This is a genomic window from Treponema sp. OMZ 305 (genome assembly GCF_024181325.1).
In the GTDB taxonomy this organism is placed as follows: domain Bacteria; phylum Spirochaetota; class Spirochaetia; order Treponematales; family Treponemataceae; genus Treponema.
The window spans coordinates 2,184,617-2,201,134 of sequence record NZ_CP051300.1; the positions used below are offsets into that span (position 1 = coordinate 2,184,617).

Below are 16,518 nucleotides of genomic sequence, written 5' to 3' on the forward strand. Positions count from 1 at the left end.
AATGTTAAAAATAAATGAAACTGATAACTACGGTGAGATATTGATTTATAACAGTGAAGACGGCATTGCAAAGATCAATGTTAACTTAAAGGATGAAACAGTATGGCTTTCACTAGATCAAATGGCACAGCTGTTTCAACGTGACAAATCAACGATTTCCCGCCATATTAAAAACGTTTTCGCTGAAGGAGAACTGTCAATAGAGGCAACTGTTGCACATTTTGCAACAGTTCAAAATGAAGGAGAGAGGCTTGTAGAACGAACAATTGAGTATTATAACCTTGATGTCATCATTTCTGTCGGCTATCGAGTAAAATCCATACGAGGCACTCAATTCCGCATCTGGGCTAATTCCGTTTTAAAGGAATATATTAAAAAAGGCTTTGCTTTGGATGATGAACGGTTGAAAGGAAACGGTGGAGGAAGCTATTGGAAAGAGTTGCTTGACCGTATTCGGGATATACGTTCTTCTGAAAAGATGTTGTATCGGCAAGTGCTCGATCTTTATGCAACCAGTGTCGACTATGATCCAAAGAGTGAAGAGTCTCTTGCCTTTTTTAAGATTGTGCAAAATAAACTGCACTATGCAGCGCACGGTAATACGGCAGCCGAAGTTATTTTTAAAAGAGCTGACGCTCAAAAACCGTTCATGGGTCTTAAAACGTTTTCAGGTGATCTTCCGGTGCTGAAAGATGTAGGTATCGCAAAAAATTATTTGGATGAAGAAGAATTAAAAATTCTCAATAATCTTGTTTCCGGTTATTTTGATATAGCTGAAATCAATGCCATTGAGCATAAACCGATGTATATGCAAGACTATATCGAACAGCTGGATGCCGTGTTAAGTTCCGGTAAACGGAAATTACTTCAAGGATCCGGAACAGTAAGCCATGAACAAGCTTTAAAAAAAGCAAAAGAAGAGTACCGTACATATCAAAATCTTATACTCAGTCCTATAGAAAAAGTTTATTTAGAAAGCTTAAAAAATACTGCAAAAAAATTAAAAAAAGCTGCACGAACAAAACCTCATAAGGAGAAGCCCGATGCCAAAAATAAATGAGACGGAACGTCAAACACAGGATCGCATCCTGCATCTCTTTTGCAGTGCGGAATACTTAGACTATGAATATGCCGGAAACTTGCAGCATACAATAAATACGAATATCAGAGAAAAAGATTTACTTGCGTGGCTTACCGATTCGCATGGCGGCGGATATAGTATAACGCTTGTGGAAAAAGCAATTGATCAATTAATAAAAGCTGCAAATAATTTAGAACACGGTTTATATCACGCAAATCAAACGGTGTATACGCTTTTAAAATACGGCATACCGGTTACGGAAACCGCCGGTAAAACTCCTACAACGGTTTATCTAATCGACTGGGATCATCCGTTGCAAAATAGGTTCTTCATTGCCGAAGAGGTAACCATCCGCTCAGAATCGGAGCGCCGTCCCGATCTTGTCGTGTTTGTAAACGGTATTGCGCTTGCCGTGCTCGAACTCAAACGGGCAACCGTTTCCGTTGCTGCGGGTATACGGCAGCTTCTTTCAAATCAAGAGCCGTATTTTAACAAACCGTTTTTTTCGACGATACAATTTTGCATAGCCGGAAATTATACGGAAGGTCTACGGTACGGAACCGTCGAAACGGAAGAAAAATATTATCTTGAATGGAAAAACGATACCGTTCATACGGAAGCGCAGCCGCTGGATGGAGTATCCCTTACTATCCTTGAACAATGCAAGCATTTCCCTGATAAACTTGAACAGCACCTATTCAGTTTATTTCATAAAGATCGATTCCTTGATTTGATTCATAACTTTATCATTTTTGACAACGGCAGAAAAAAGATTTGCCGCCATAATCAATTTTTCGGTATTAAAAAAGCACAGTTAAAACTGGCAAAAAAGCAGGGCGGCATTATTTGGCATACCCAAGGAAGCGGAAAAACACTTACGATGGTGTGGCTTTCAAAATGGATATTGATGCATGATGCCAATGCCCGTGTACTCATTATCACCGATCGCGAAGAGTTGGACGACCAAATAGAGAAAAAATACAAAGGTGTTGCAGAACATATTACTCGGATAACTTCATGCGTTGATCTTATCAAAAATTTAGACAGTACAATTCAAGTTGATACAAACGATAGGCATAATACCAGCGGTCGATTGCTCTGTTCGCTTATTCATAAATTCGGTGTACACGGCGCTGCAGCCGGTAAAGAAGATGATGCTACTACAGCGAAAAGATCGGTTGAGCAATTCATCAAAGAATTAAAAGAAGCCTTACCGAAAAATTTCAAAGCAAAAGGAGATTTTTTCGTTTTTGTCGATGAATGTCATAGAACGCAAAGCGGGCTTTTGCACATCGGTATGAAACAAATCCTCCCCGATGCTGTTTTTATCGGTTTTACCGGTACGCCGCTTTTAGTAAAAGATAAAAAGACAAGTCTTGAAGTGTTTGCACCCGGGTATATTCATACTTATAAATACGACGAAGCGGTTGCAGATAAAGTGGTACTGGATTTACGTTATGAAGCGCGGGATATTGAACAAACCATCACCGCACAAGAAAAAATTGACGCGTACTTTGAGGCGAAAACGCGCGGTTTAAATGATGCTGCTAAAGCAAAACTCAAAGAACGGTGGGCAACTATGCAGACTGTTTACAGTTCCCGTAAACGGCTGGAAGTGATTGCCGAAGATATCATATCGGATTTTACCATAAAAAGCAGGCTGTGCGACGGAACAGGCAATGCATTGCTCGCCGCAAACAGCATTTATGATGCGTGTAAATACTATGAGATTTTTACTGGAAAGGGCTTTCCTCACTGCGCTATCATCACATCTTTTACACCCGAAAAAAATAAACTTGCTACGGAAGCTGCCGATTCCGAAGAATACAAAAAATATGATGTTTATCAAAAGATGTTAAACGGGCAAAGCGTTGAAGCTTTTGAAACGGAAGCAAAACGGCAGTTTGTTGAAGAGCCTGCCCGCATGAAGGTTCTTATTGTAGTGGATAAATTATTGACCGGTTTCGATGCGCCGCCGTGTACCTACTTGTATATCGACAAGTCAATGCAGGATCATGGCCTGTTTCAAGCAATATGCCGCGTCAACCGGCTGGATGGAGCGTCAAAAGAGTTCGGCTATATTATCGACTATAAACAGCTTTTCGGAAGTTTAAAGGATGCGCTTGCAAAGTACACATCCGGCGCTTTTGAAGGTTTTGCGGAAGAGGATATCAAAGATTTACTAAAGAACCGTCTTATTGAAGCGCGGAAACATCTTAATCATATTCTTGAAGAACTGGCTGATTTATGCGGCGGAATAACGGCAGGTAATCCTCAACTCATTGATTATATTCACTACTTTTGCGGGGAGAACGGTATTACCGGACTTGATGAAGAAGTCTATGCGCAAAGCCGTGAAAAGCTCTATACCTTGGTCAATCGGCTTATCCGTGCGTATGCCGAGATTAAAGGCGACATGGAAGATGCCGGTTATACCGCAGAGCAACGTGCCGATATAGATGAGCGAGTGAGCTTTTATACTTCGCTTAAAATGGAAATCGGACGGGCAAGCGGAGATTTTATCGATCTTAAATTATATGAGAACGATATGCGGTATCTTATTGACACCTATATCAAAGCCGATGACAGCCGAAAACTTGGCGCTTTTGACGATTTTACGTTGCTTGATTTTGTGTTAATGCAGGAAGAAAAATTAAAAGGGAAAGATAAAGAAGCGGTTGCCGAAGCAATTGAAAATAATATCAGAAAAAAGATTGTCGAAAAACAGCCGTTAAATCCTAAATACTACGAAAAACTTTCCCTCATTCTTGCTCAGTTAGTTGAACAGCGCCGAAAAGAAGCCCATAGTTACGAAGAGCTACTGCTGCAGTATATTGAATTAGTAAAAAAAGCAGAACAGCCGGAAAATAATTCCGACTATCCGGTGAGTATCAGAAAAAGCGGAGCGCTGCGGGCATTTTATGACAACTTTGGAAATGATGAACAATTAGCCCTTACGCTTGATCAAACGATACGGGACAGTAAAGAAGCGGACTTCCGTAATAATCAGTTTAAAGCAAAAAAAATTAAGAGAGCGCTTTTTACTGTGTTAGGTGATCAGATGTTGGTAGAAAGCGTCTATGCGCTCGCAGCGGAGCAACCGGAGTATTAAATGATTATAACCGTTTCGGATATACCGATTACAGTGTACAAGAAAAATATAAAAAATATGCACCTCTCAGTGCGCCCTCCCGACGGTGCGGTAACAATATCAGCCCCATTCAGCATAAAAGATGCAACCATTATGTTATTTGTGCGGACGAAATTGCCGTGGATAAAAAGACAGATTGCTCAATTTAAAACACAAGAGCGCCAATCCGCGCGTGAATATGTATCGGGAGAGACGCTCTATGTTTGGGGTAAACGGTATTATCTTGAAGTATGTCTCGGCAGTAAAAACTCACTTGAGCTTTCAGGTTCCAAAGCTCTTTTGACGGTACGGAAAAACAGCACCGTACTACAGCGGGAACGCTTTGTTCGTGAATGGTACCGAAGCATTCTTAAACAGGAAATCGAACGGATATTGCCTCGCTGGGAACGTATCACCAACTTAAAACCTACGGGATGGCAGACAAAGTATATGAAAACGCGCTGGGGTACGTGTAATACGGTAACTAAAAAAATATGGCTTAACGTACAGCTTGCAAAAAAAACACCTGAATGTTTAGACTATGTCATTTTGCATGAACTCATTCATTTGGTTGAAAAACATCATAATGATAATTTCAAGTCGCTTATGAACACATATATGCCGATGTGGAGAGAAATAAAAAAATCATTAAATGATCAGATACTTGATTATATGGAAGCGTGAAGAGAAATAGTAAGGTTTCTAAATAAGGTTCGAATAGAAACTATACTTCAGGTTCCGGAAGGAGTTATAGTCTGGGTTCAGGCAGAAGCTATTCAAGCGGCGGCGGTTATTCAGGTCGCGGCGGCAGCTTCGGAGGAGGCGGGGCTTCGGGAGGCTGGTAGGAAACGCCGTGTTTTTCGGCGCGGCATATCGGAGATGAGTTCTTCACCACGAATAAAAAAGGCGCCGCAAAACTTTTACAGCGCCTTTCATAACAAAGCCGCTTACCTCCAACCGGAAGCAAGCGGCTTGTTTTTATCGTTACATTACCGAGCACGGGGATGTCTCAAAAGGTGGTTACTTTTTCGACAGCCCCGCACCGTCTACCGTATCCGCTTAGAACGGGCGGTCGGCAAGGTATTTATACTCCTGCCAACGCCGCTTCGCCTTCGCAACCGCTTTATCAAGCAGCATTTGAGCGCGTTCGGGGTTTGCATTCTTTAACGACTTGAAGCGTACTTCTTTGTACATAAAGTCTGCAAGGTTAAAGTCCGGCTCTTTGCTGTCAAGCTGGAAGGGGTTCTTGCCTTGATCCGTTAAGCGCGGGTCGTAGCGGTACAACGGCCACAGACCGCAGGTAACAGCCTCTTTCTGGTTCGACATACCCTTCGTCATGTTGATACCGTGGTTGATACAATGGCTGTATGCGATGATGATCGAAGGTCCGTCATAGCTTTCCGCTTCACGGAATGCTTTGATAACCTGCGACATATTTGCACCCATGGAAACCTGTGCAACATACACATAGCCGTAGCTCATCGCCATCATACCGAGGTCTTTTTTGCTGGTCTCCTTACCGGATGCGGCGAATTTTGCAATAGCGCCGATCTGGGTAGCCTTTGACATCTGACCGCCGGTGTTGGAATACACCTCCGTATCGAGTACCAGTACGTTGATGTTTCTGCCGGAAGCAAGCACGTGATCCAAACCGCCGTATCCGATATCGTATGCCCAGCCGTCACCGCCGAGTATCCATACGGAACGCTTAACAAAGTGATCGGTTAAGGACAGCAGCTCTTTTGCGAGCGGGTCGGAAGATTTTTCCAATTCCTTTTTCAGATCGGCAACAAAGCCGCGCTGCTCATCGATTGCCGCATCATCGGCCTGCGTATTACTCAATACCTTATCGATAGTGGCCGCCGCGATACCTTTCTCTTTAAGCTTTCCGGCAACTTCGCGCGCGTATTCTGCAAGTTTATCGCTGGTTAAGCGCATACCGTAACCGAATTCGGCAGCATCTTCAAAGAGGGAATTCGACCATACCGGCCCTCGTCCGTCCGCGCGTTTTGCATACGGAGTTGTAGGGAGGTTACCGCCGTAAATGGAAGAACAACCGGTTGCGTTTGCAATAACGGCACGATCACCGAAAAGTCGCGACAGAACACCGATATAGGGAGTTTCACCGCAACCTGCGCAAGCGCCGGAGAATTCGAAGAGCGGACGGCGCATACCGATACCTTTCGGCTGGCTCAAGTTGACCTTCCGCGTATCGGGGTCGGGGAGGCTCATAAAGAACTTCCAATTTTCCGATTCAACAGCGCGGTGTTCGACAAAGCCTTCCATATTGATCGCTTTAACCGCCGGATTTTCCTTAGACTTTGCAGGACACTGCTCCACGCAGATACCGCATCCCGTACAATCTTCGGGAGAAACCTGAATGGTAAAGAGGGAATTATCGAATTCCTTGCCCTTATACGGTATAGAGCGGAATGCGGAAGGCGCATGGCCGATATTGGATTTATCGTAGACCTTCATTCTGATAGCAGCATGAGGACACACAACGGTGCACTGACCGCACTGAATACAGAGTTCGCTCTTCCAAATCGGTATATGCTCTGCAATTGCACGTTTTTCATACTGAGTCGTTGCAGTCGGGAAGGTACCGTCTGCCGGAATTTCGCTCACCTTTACCGCATCACCTTCATTGATAGCGATTTTGCCTAATATTTTGCGGACAAACTCCGGCGCATCGGCGCTCATTGCGGCATGGCGAGAAAGTTTACTCGTTGCCTCTTTGGGATAGGTAACCTGTTCAACCCCCTCAAGCGCCATATCGATGGTCTTGATGTTCTTCTGAACGATTTCCGGTCCTTTCTTGCCGTAGGATTTTTCGATAAATTTCTTAATCAGCGCTACCGCTTCGTCCTCGGGCAAAATACCGAAAATCTTAAAGAATGCGGTCTGCATAACGACGTTGATACGGTTGCCCATACCCGCTTTTTCCGCAATCTTGACACCGTCGATAACGTAGAACTTCGCTTCTTTCGCGATAAGGTCTTTCTGCACTTCTATCGGCAGATGCTCCCATACCTCATCCTTATTCCAGTGACTGTTTAACAGGAAAGTACCGCCTTTTTTAAGGCTCTTGAGCATATCGTAGGTTTCGAGGAAGGTGAATTTATGACACGCAATAAAGTCCGCCTGTCCGACGAGGTAGGGCTTGCGGATCTTTTTCTTTCCGAAACGAAGGTGCGAGGTGGTAATCGATCCGGACTTCTTGGAGTCATACACAAAATAGGCTTGCGCGTTGTTGTCGGTCGCTTCACCGATAATTTTGATGGAGTTCTTGTTAGCACCGACCGTACCGTCCGAGCCGAGCCCGTAGAACATTGCCTGATGCATACCGGAATCGTCAACATGGAAGTGATGATCGTAGGCAAGGCTTACATGGGTTACGTCGTCTTCGATACCAACGGCAAAGTTGCTCTTCTTTTCTCCTTCCATATTATCGAATACGGCTTTAACCATTGCCGGAGTGAATTCTTTTGAACCCATACCGTAGCGACCGCCGAGGATAACGGGATAGTGAGTAAAGGGGCATTTCTTTGCAGCCTGCATTTCACCGATTGCAGTGCGTACATCTTCATAGAGCGCTTCACCGAGCGAACCGGGTTCTTTCGAGCGGTCGAGTACGGTGATATTCTGTACGGAAGCGGGCAATGCTTTTACAAAGGCTTCCGCGCTGAAGGGGCGGTATAAGCGTACTTTCAGTAAGCCGTACTTTTTACCTTGGCTATTCAGATAGTCTACGGTTTCTTCTACCGTGTCAGCGCCGGAACCCATCAAAATGATGACCGATTCCGCATTGGGATCGCCGTAATAGTCGAATAAGTGATAAGCGCGTCCGGTTAAGGTCGCGTATTTATCCATAACCCGCTGAACGATTTCGGGGGTTGCCAGATAGTATTTATTAACCGCTTCGCGCGCTTGGAAGTATACGTCGGGGTTCTGAGCGGTTCCGCGAATCATCGGTTTTTCCGGCGTTAAGCCGCGGAGACGGTGTGCGCGTACCAGATCGTCATTGACCATCTGACGCATCACATCCTGCGAAACTTCTTCAATCTTCTGAATTTCGTGAGAGGTTCTAAAGCCGTCGAAGAAGTGGAGGAACGGAACGCGCGCTTCGAGCGTCGCGGTATGAGCGATAATCGCGAGATCCATAACTTCCTGTACGGAGTTTGAAGCCAGCATTGCCCAACCGGTTTGGCGGCATGCCATAACGTCCTGATGATCGCCGAAGATGGAGAGTGCGCTGGTTGCCAAGGCACGGGCTGCAACGTGGAATACCGTGCTGGTAAGCTCACCGGCAATTTTGTACATATTGGGGATCATCAGTAAGAGACCCTGTGATGCGGTAAAGGTTGAAGAGAGCGCTCCCGTGGTTAATGCACCGTGAACAGCTCCGGAAGCTCCTCCTTCGGATTGCAATTCGACAACTTGCGGCACGGTTCCCCAGATATTAGTCTTTCCGTGGGCGGAATACTCATCGGCAACTTCCCCCATCGGGCTTGACGGCGTGATAGGATAAATTGCGATAACTTCGCTGAGCGCATGCGCAACGTGACCGGCGGCAGTATTACCGTCAATCATTACGAGTTTTTTTTCAGGCATAGTATCGTCCTTCTAAAGTATGGTGTGAATAGGTGTGTATACTATATTATTCAATATAATATATCCGATTTGCAAACAGCATAGTCTTTTAATGCAAAAAGTGCAAGACTTGGATGATAGTTTCTTTTTGCCGTTTAAATGCATTTTGAACAGAGTTTTATCAAGGTAAAAATCTTTTAATCCGCTATTCATAACGACGCCTGTGTGCTATACTTATCGGCAAATGAATTTTTCTAATTGTAATCTTGATTCCACTCTTTTACAGGGGCTTGAAGAAGCCGGTTATATTGAATGCACTCCGGTTCAAGAGCAGGTGTTTTCCGCAGGAATGGACGGTTCCGATCTTTATGTACAATCCCAAACAGGTACGGGAAAAACAGCTGCCTATCTGGTAACATTGATGCAGCGGATGCTTGCTGCAGGAACCGAAGACCGCCGCCCCGCTTTGATTCTTGTTCCCACACGGGAACTTGCCGTACAGGTCGAAGAAGAAGCGCTTAAATTAGGTAAACATACGGGGATCCGTGCCGCGAGCTTTTACGGCGGCGTCGGGTATCAGCAGCAGGAAGAAGCGCTTAAAAACGGAGTAGACCTTATCATCGGTACCCCCGGTCGCGTTATCGATCTTGAAAAATCAAAAACCATGAAGCTGAAAAACGTCGGCTTTTTAGTCGTTGATGAAGCAGACCGTATGTTCGATATGGGCTTTTATCCCGATTTGCGCAGTCTCCTTTCGGTATTGTCAAAGGCGGAAGAGCGGCAAACGATGCTATTCAGCGCAACCTTAAATACGTGGGTCAAGAACCTCGCATGGGAATACACCATCGATGCAAAAGAGATCACCATCGATGCGGATAATGTGACGGTTGATGAAATCAATCAGAAGCTGTTCCACGTGGCTGCAGAGCAAAAGATGTCCCTGCTACTCGGTATCTTGCGTAACGAAAAACCGGAGAATGCCATCATCTTCTGCAACACCAAAAAGACAACGGAGATTGTTGCAAAGCGGCTGCGCATTAACGGCTATGCGACGGAGTTCCTCATCGGCGATTTGCCCCAACCGAAACGGCTGCATATTATCGATTCGTTTAAGGCGGGTAAACTCAGCTGTTTGGTTGCAACCGATGTCGCGGCGCGGGGAATCGACATCAATGACCTCGCAATGGTTATCAACTACGACCTTCCGAATGAGGCGGAGAACTACGTACACCGAATCGGCAGAACGGCGCGGGCGGGAAAGACCGGCGCTGCGTACAGCCTTTGCTCGGAACAGGATGTGTACAACCTTCCCGATATCGAAAAGTATATAGAAGCAAAGATACCGGTTGTTATCCCCGGCGAAGAGGATTTTGAAAAAGACCGCAGCGCCGATCAGTATATACGGCTTGACCGCGACTCCTTTGACGAAGAACGATCCGGCGGACGATTCGGACGCAAGCCGCGCCCCGGTGAAAAATCGAGGCGGGATGAGAAAGACTCCCGGCGCGGCGCTAAAACAGCGAAACCTGCTTCCCGGCTTGCCGATTCAAAGCGCAAAAAGAAAGGCACGCAGGGAGAAGACAAAACCGATAGAAAATCTGCCGACTCACTCGGCGGCTTGAGCTTTGAAGAGCGGATGGCATACTACAAAAAACAGTACGGAAAAAAACTTGCCTCACAGGATAGCGCCGCCTTTGGGGATACCAACGAGGGTACGGAAAACGCCAAAGAAAGCCGCAATGCTCAGCCTGCTGCCGACAAGAAAGGAAAGGCGGGAGCAACCGCAAACCGCACTAAAAACCGGCAGGGGCAGCCTGAGAAAAAGCGGCGCAAGGGTGATAAATACGTTCCGTCCCAAACGGGCGATACACGGCAGGGTTCAAAGCAAAAAAGACGGCAGAACCAAGACCGAATGCCGGAACAGCGGAGCCGAACCGGAAAGGCGCCGGTACAGTCTTCGGCACACACTCAGTCCGTAAAACAAAAAACGGGCATATTCGGTATGCTGAAAAAACTGTTTACCGGAAAGTAAGGAGGGATGATAAAATGGATGCAGTAAAACGCTTTTTTAAATACATTGCAGTCGATACCAAGTCGAATGAAGATAATCCCGAATGCCCTAGCACCAAGGGACAGCTTGAGCTTGGAAAGATGTTGGTGCAGGAATTGCACGAGCTGGGCGTAGCCGATGCCGAACAGGATGCGCACGGATATATCTACGGAACAATCCCTGCCAACACCGGTAAAAAAGCGCCGGTTATCGGATTTATTGCACACATGGATACCGCGCCCGACTTGGACGGAAAATGCGTCAACCCGCAGATTGTGCACTATAAAGGCGGCGATATTAAACTGAACGAAACCTATTCGCTGACGGTACAGGAATTTCCGTTCCTCAACAAGCTTATCGGCGAAGATATTATCACCACTGACGGCACCACGCTTTTGGGAGCGGATGATAAATCGGGCATCACCATCATCATGGGAATGGTTGAATACCTCCGCGACAACCCGCAGGTGCAGCACGGTACGATTAAAATCGGCTTTACCCCCGACGAGGAAATCGGCAGAGGCGCAGACCTCTTCGATGTAAAAAAATTCGGAGCGGATTTTGCATATACCATCGACGGCGGAGAAATCGGAGAACTTGAATACGAAAACTTTAACGCCGCAAGCGCTAAAATCGAAATTCAAGGGAAAAACGTCCATCCGGGCACGGCAAAGAATATCATGATCAATTCGCTGCGGGTTGCCGGCGAGTTGGACGCTATGCTGCCGGTGGAACAAAAGCCCGAATATACGGAAGGGTACGAAGGCTTCTTTTTGCTTACTCACCTTAACGGCGCAGTGGATCACACATCCATGTCGTATATCATCCGCGACCATTCTACCGACAAATTCGAGCAAAAGAAAACACTGCTGCGGAATGCCGTTGCTTTTTTGAATACAAAATACGGAGCTATCATCACGCTTTCCATTACAGACAGTTACTATAATATGCGCGGACAAATTGAACCGCATATCGAAATTATCGACCTTGCGAAGAAGTCTATGGAAGAGATCGGCATCACGCCGATTATCCACCCCATCCGCGGCGGGACGGACGGCGCACGGCTTTCGTTTATGGGACTCCCCTGCCCTAACATCTTTGCCGGCGGCTTTAACTTCCACGGCCGTTTTGAGTGCATCCCCGTAAGCTCCATCTATAAAGGAATCGATTTACTCATCCGTATTATCGAAAATGCCGTAAGTTAGGATACGCTTTTTCTTGTACTTCATAATACTGCAGACCATGCTTTGATTCCAGCAGTGCAAATCAACAACCCCGACGCAAGCGTCGGGGTATTAAACCCTCCGCACGAATAAACCGTTCCGGATCATTACAACGCCCTGCATAAAAGCGGCGGCGTTTTCTTCTCCGGTCTTTTTTCCTGCTTCGATTGCGCGGTCAAAATCATCCAACCGGTGAGTTTGCCATTCGGCAAACGTCACGTATTATACTGTGCGCTTTTCGCGCACGAATTAAACAACTTCCAAAGTTGACACTTTGTTCAGTTGTTCAATTTTAAGGAACGGCTTTGTGTAATTTACCTTTAATCGGTATTATGATAGTATTCGGCTAAGATGGATGGAGCAGTGTAAGTGTCGCGTTAGTAAATCTCATCGCGACCTGTAAAACAGGAACTGTGGATACAGTACCTACTCTACTGAGCTTAATATGAAAAGAAGGAGGTTTCTCCTATGCGTAAACTTCTTATTTTTTTGGCAGCCATCGTTTTATGTGCCGGATGTGAAAATTATCAGGCCGATATTGACACCTATTTAAGTTATTGGTCAACACAGGCTGCAATTGTCCAGTCTAGCTTTGATCCTGCAATCACGGTACGAACCGATAAAGACACAATACAGAGTATTCCTTCATCAAGTAATGTAACGATAACATTTACCGTTCGCAATCCCAAAAACTTCAAGTTTAAGCTGCCGCGAGATGCAGGCGCCCCTACCGATATTGTCGTTTTTCCCACAGACGTTGCAGGCACAACGACAAGCAGCCCAAAACAACCCGATGATTATGAACTGACACAGGATTCATACAGTCAATTAACGCTCACATATAAAAAGGAATTTTTACAAAAACATGAATACGGCAAAAAGAATATCGGAGCGACGATTACGCTGTATGCTAAAGACGGGAGAAAATTTCCAGAAACATTTAAGCTCAATGTAAAAGCAAATACCCCTCCGCCCAATCTTATCTATCGAGCAATCGGCAAGACCGCTGCAGCCGATGTAAACGGCAAGCATTACTATGTGTTGTTCCTTGAAGTGTCGGGTATGGATACGGAGATAAATGGATCGGACCTTCTGCATAAAGATATTGCACAGCTTTCTATCGCTGAAGGCTCCGGCTCATACACCTCGATACCGTTAACGGTAAAGGCAGACAAAAGCGGATTCGATATCAGCGGCGCAGGCGGGCGGTTGTTGGAATACAGTAATGCAGCAGCTTTAGAGCTTGTAGATGTTGAATCAGGAGTAACGCCCGATATATTACCGGCTTCAACTGAAAAATGGATTCTTTGCGTAAAAACGGATGTCGAAGTTCGCGGCGCGGTAAAGCAGTACCGGTTTCAACTGCAAGATGAGGCTGGGCTGTTTTCCGAAGATGAATTACGTGTTTCGACCAGTATCAATAAAGTTAGTCCGGTACATATAGATGTTCAGACCGGCAATTGGACAGCAACAATGAAGAGCGGAAGTGAAGCCGATCCGCATGAAATAGTATATCAACCCGGTACGGGAAAGGTATTACTGCGAGTGTCAACGGCTACAACCGGAGCTACGGTATACTATAAATTGGAACGCAACAGTTCGGTTGTAAGCAAAAGCTCCGGACAAACACCTCAAACGATAGAATTACCTGCCGTTCCCGATGCCGTATATAAGCTTACGGTATGGGCGGAAAAAGAGGGTTTTGAGAATAGTCCGGAAGAAGTGGTATGCTATAAAACAAAACGCAATGACAAAATGGAAATAAGCGCGGGACCGAACGCTTGGGGACAGCTAAAAGCTGCCGTTGCAGTAGCTGAAGATGGAGACAGTATCTTTATAAAGGACACAATAAAGGCAACAAGTGCTGACGGTAACAGCGGTGCAATCGAAATCACCAAGAAGGTTACGATAAAAAGCAAGAACAGTGATGCAAATACCGATATACTCGATGCAAATAAAGATGAGCTCGATACGAGTGCCCATCGTATTTTCACTATCAAAAATGGCGGTGAACTGATACTTGAAAACCTTACCCTTAAAAACGGGAAAGCCGCGGGGGGAGGAGAAGCCGGAAACGGCGGCGCAATGCTGATAGAAAGCGGCGGAACCTTAACAATGACCGGCTGTGTCGTACAGGAATGTACAGCAGCAGCCAACGGCGGTGGAATATACAATGAAGGAACACTGATAATAAACAACGGAATAATCGGCAAAGGCACGAGCGAATATGCCAATCAAGCAGCGAACAGCGGCGGCGGTATCTTCTTATATGAAGGAGCTTGTACGCTTAACGGTACCAAAATACAAGAAAACACTATAGGAAGCAGCGGAAAAGGTTCGGGCATATATCTGCATCAGCCTAATGGTGCTGCACTTACTGTAACCGGTGCAACACAGATTGGAAACAATACGACGGGGTCAAATACTTTGTGTGTGGGAGCTCGCCCCGCTTCTCAAGGTGCTTTTATAACGGCAAAAAACTTTGCGGTAGGTTTCTATATCAATATTGAGCCGCAGGACTATGATGCTCAAAAGAATACAACCTTGGTAAAGCTACCTAATGGGAATGCTGCTCTATTTAACTATTGTTTCCATTTAATAGAGGCGGGCTCACTGGCGGAGGGCTGGGTATTAATTTCGAACGACGATGATAAAGAGCTTATATTGAAAAAAGGAACGGCGATAAGTGGCGGCGTCGCCTATGCTTGGGAGAGTCTCAAAGATGCAATATCTGAGGCGAAGGCAGGTGATACGATTGTTGTAGATGGTGAAATTACAGCTACTACTGATCCCGGTAACTATGGCGAGATTTCTGTAACCGAGAGCATCACCATACGCGGTAATAAAGGCTGTGCATACGATAGTCTCGACGCAAATAAGGAAGAACTCGGTTCAAATGCACACCGTATCTTTAATGTAACGGGCTCCGATACAAAGCTTACCCTCGAAAATATCGTTCTTAAAAACGGCAAGGCTGCGGGAGGAGGCGACCTTGGTATGGGCGGCGGTATCTACTGTAAGGGTATTAAAGAGCTAACGATAAAGGGCTGCGTTATTATGGACTGCGAGGCAGATATAGAAGGCGGTGGAATATGTGTAGCTGCATCGGGCGGTGTCAACACGAAAGCTGTTATAACTGAGACAAGTATTTCGGGAAATACGGCAGGTTTGCGTGGCGGCGGTATTGCATTCAACCCTTCTAATGGAACATCACATATAACGGGAGTTTTGGATAAAGTTACCGTAGAAAATAATAACCTTACAAGTACGGCTTCGGATCCTTATTTTAACAATGGCGGTGCGGGGGTATATTTTGGCGGCGGCTATAACGATAACTCAAAGTATACCGTTAAGGGCGGCACTATTACGGGCAATAACGCAGGCAATTACAACGGTGGCGGTGCTTACATAAAAACAAATACAAGCGGTTCTGTAAACGGTACGCTGACGTTAAAAGACGGTGCTCGTATTTCAGGGAATAGCGCTAAAAGCGGCGGCGGCATCGCGGTACGTAGCGCAAAGCTTATTATAGAGCCAGGCTGTACTATCGGCGGCGATAACGCTTCTCAAGGCAATACGGCAAAAACTTCAGGCGGCGGTATCTCCGTGGGTAAAAAGGCTGAGTGTACGATTAAAGAAGGTGTTACTATCCGGCATAATATGGTGACCAATGGCTCTACAATTCACGGCGGCGGCGGAATATATGTCGGCGATCCGAACTCTAATGCCGAAGCCGATATGGGAACATTAATCGTAAAAGGAACCGATACTAACCCTGTTGTTATTAGTAACTGTGTAGTCAATGGTAATTATGGCTCGGGCGGAGGTATCTACAATAAAGGGAAGGTTACGTTGGAATATGCACAACTCAACAATAACACAGCTCCAGACAATGGACAAGGCGGCGGCATTTATATCCACCAGTATGCCGGCGCCTGTGTGTTGGACAATACTAAAATTACGGAATGCGAAGCAACAAGCACTGGCGGAGGTGTATCTATTTCCGGTAATACTCTTACATTAAAAGGTGCTAGTGTAATTACTCCTTCGGAAGGTACAGAGAAAGGGAAAAACGACGTATATTTAGTGCCCAATGCATATATTCGTATTACTGGTAACTTAAGCGCTTCGCAAGTTGCGCGTATCTCAATGGAAGATGCAAACTATGTCGCGTATTCCACCAGGCCAGTATTGCAGGGTGATGTTAACAACAACTACCGCAAGTTCACGGTAACGCCGGGGGGCTATCCCAGTCAAAATTGGTATGTCGGCTCGGACGGTAAACTGACCACGACACAGCCTTACCCCTAACGGTACTACGCAATAGCGGGAAAGAGACGATCAGGGTAAAAACTATACCTAAGTTTTTAGAAATGCCCAATAGGAATTCCCATTTATAATTATGAATTATGAATGGGAGCATTCCCCATCAATGTACCCC

8 protein-coding genes are annotated in these 16,518 nt (G+C 45.8%); 6 read left to right on the top strand and 2 right to left on the bottom strand.

The annotated features are described in order from the left end of the window. The first annotated feature begins 1 nt into the window (after window position 1). From ABK01_RS09635 to ABK01_RS09645, 3 genes are read left to right on the top strand one after another with little or no spacing between them, the layout of a single operon-like run. The gene (locus tag ABK01_RS09635; protein ID WP_253675472.1) at window positions 2-1,060 is read left to right on the top strand and encodes a virulence RhuM family protein; all 1,059 of its coding nucleotides are present in this window, start codon (window positions 2-4) and stop codon (window positions 1,058-1,060) included. Further along, window positions 1,044-4,193 carry a type I restriction endonuclease subunit R gene (locus ABK01_RS09640; protein ID WP_253675474.1) on the top strand — a complete coding sequence of 1,050 codons (3,150 nt, stop codon included), beginning with the start codon at window positions 1,044-1,046 and terminating at the stop codon, window positions 4,191-4,193. The genes ABK01_RS09635 and ABK01_RS09640 overlap by 17 nt, the downstream gene beginning before the upstream one ends. Beyond that, complete coding sequence (locus ABK01_RS09645) at window positions 4,194-4,895, top strand: M48 family metallopeptidase (protein WP_253675475.1); 702 nt, start codon at window positions 4,194-4,196, stop codon at window positions 4,893-4,895. It begins immediately after the preceding gene. 375 nt (window positions 4,896-5,270) lie between these two features. Here ABK01_RS09645 and nifJ read toward each other — a convergent pair whose 3' ends face one another. Then, window positions 5,271-8,825, bottom strand: coding sequence for a pyruvate:ferredoxin (flavodoxin) oxidoreductase (nifJ, locus tag ABK01_RS09650; RefSeq protein ID WP_253675477.1), 3,555 nt, complete (start codon window positions 8,823-8,825; stop codon window positions 5,271-5,273). A gap of 223 nt (window positions 8,826-9,048) precedes the next feature. On the opposite strand from nifJ, the gene ABK01_RS09655 reads away from it, so the two are divergent. Both ABK01_RS09655 and pepT read left to right on the top strand, forming a co-directional pair. Continuing rightward, window positions 9,049-10,836, top strand: coding sequence for a DEAD/DEAH box helicase (locus ABK01_RS09655; RefSeq protein ID WP_253675478.1), 1,788 nt, complete (start codon window positions 9,049-9,051; stop codon window positions 10,834-10,836). Between the two features lie 14 nt (window positions 10,837-10,850). Then, a complete protein-coding gene (gene pepT, locus ABK01_RS09660) occupies window positions 10,851-12,059 on the top strand; it encodes a peptidase T (RefSeq protein ID WP_253675480.1) in 1,209 nt (402 codons plus the stop codon). A gap of 90 nt (window positions 12,060-12,149) precedes the next feature. On the opposite strand, the gene ABK01_RS09665 is transcribed toward pepT, so the two are convergent. Beyond that, window positions 12,150-12,296, bottom strand: a complete 147-nt coding sequence (locus ABK01_RS09665; RefSeq protein ID WP_253675481.1) for a nucleotide exchange factor GrpE — start codon at window positions 12,294-12,296, stop codon at window positions 12,150-12,152. Between the two features lie 249 nt (window positions 12,297-12,545). Here ABK01_RS09665 and ABK01_RS09670 point away from each other — a divergent pair, with 249 nt between their 5' ends. Beyond that, window positions 12,546-16,388 (top strand): right-handed parallel beta-helix repeat-containing protein, encoded by a 3,843-nt coding sequence (locus ABK01_RS09670; RefSeq protein ID WP_253675482.1) that lies wholly within the window; start codon window positions 12,546-12,548, stop codon window positions 16,386-16,388. Window positions 16,389-16,518: the final 130 nt, after the last annotated feature.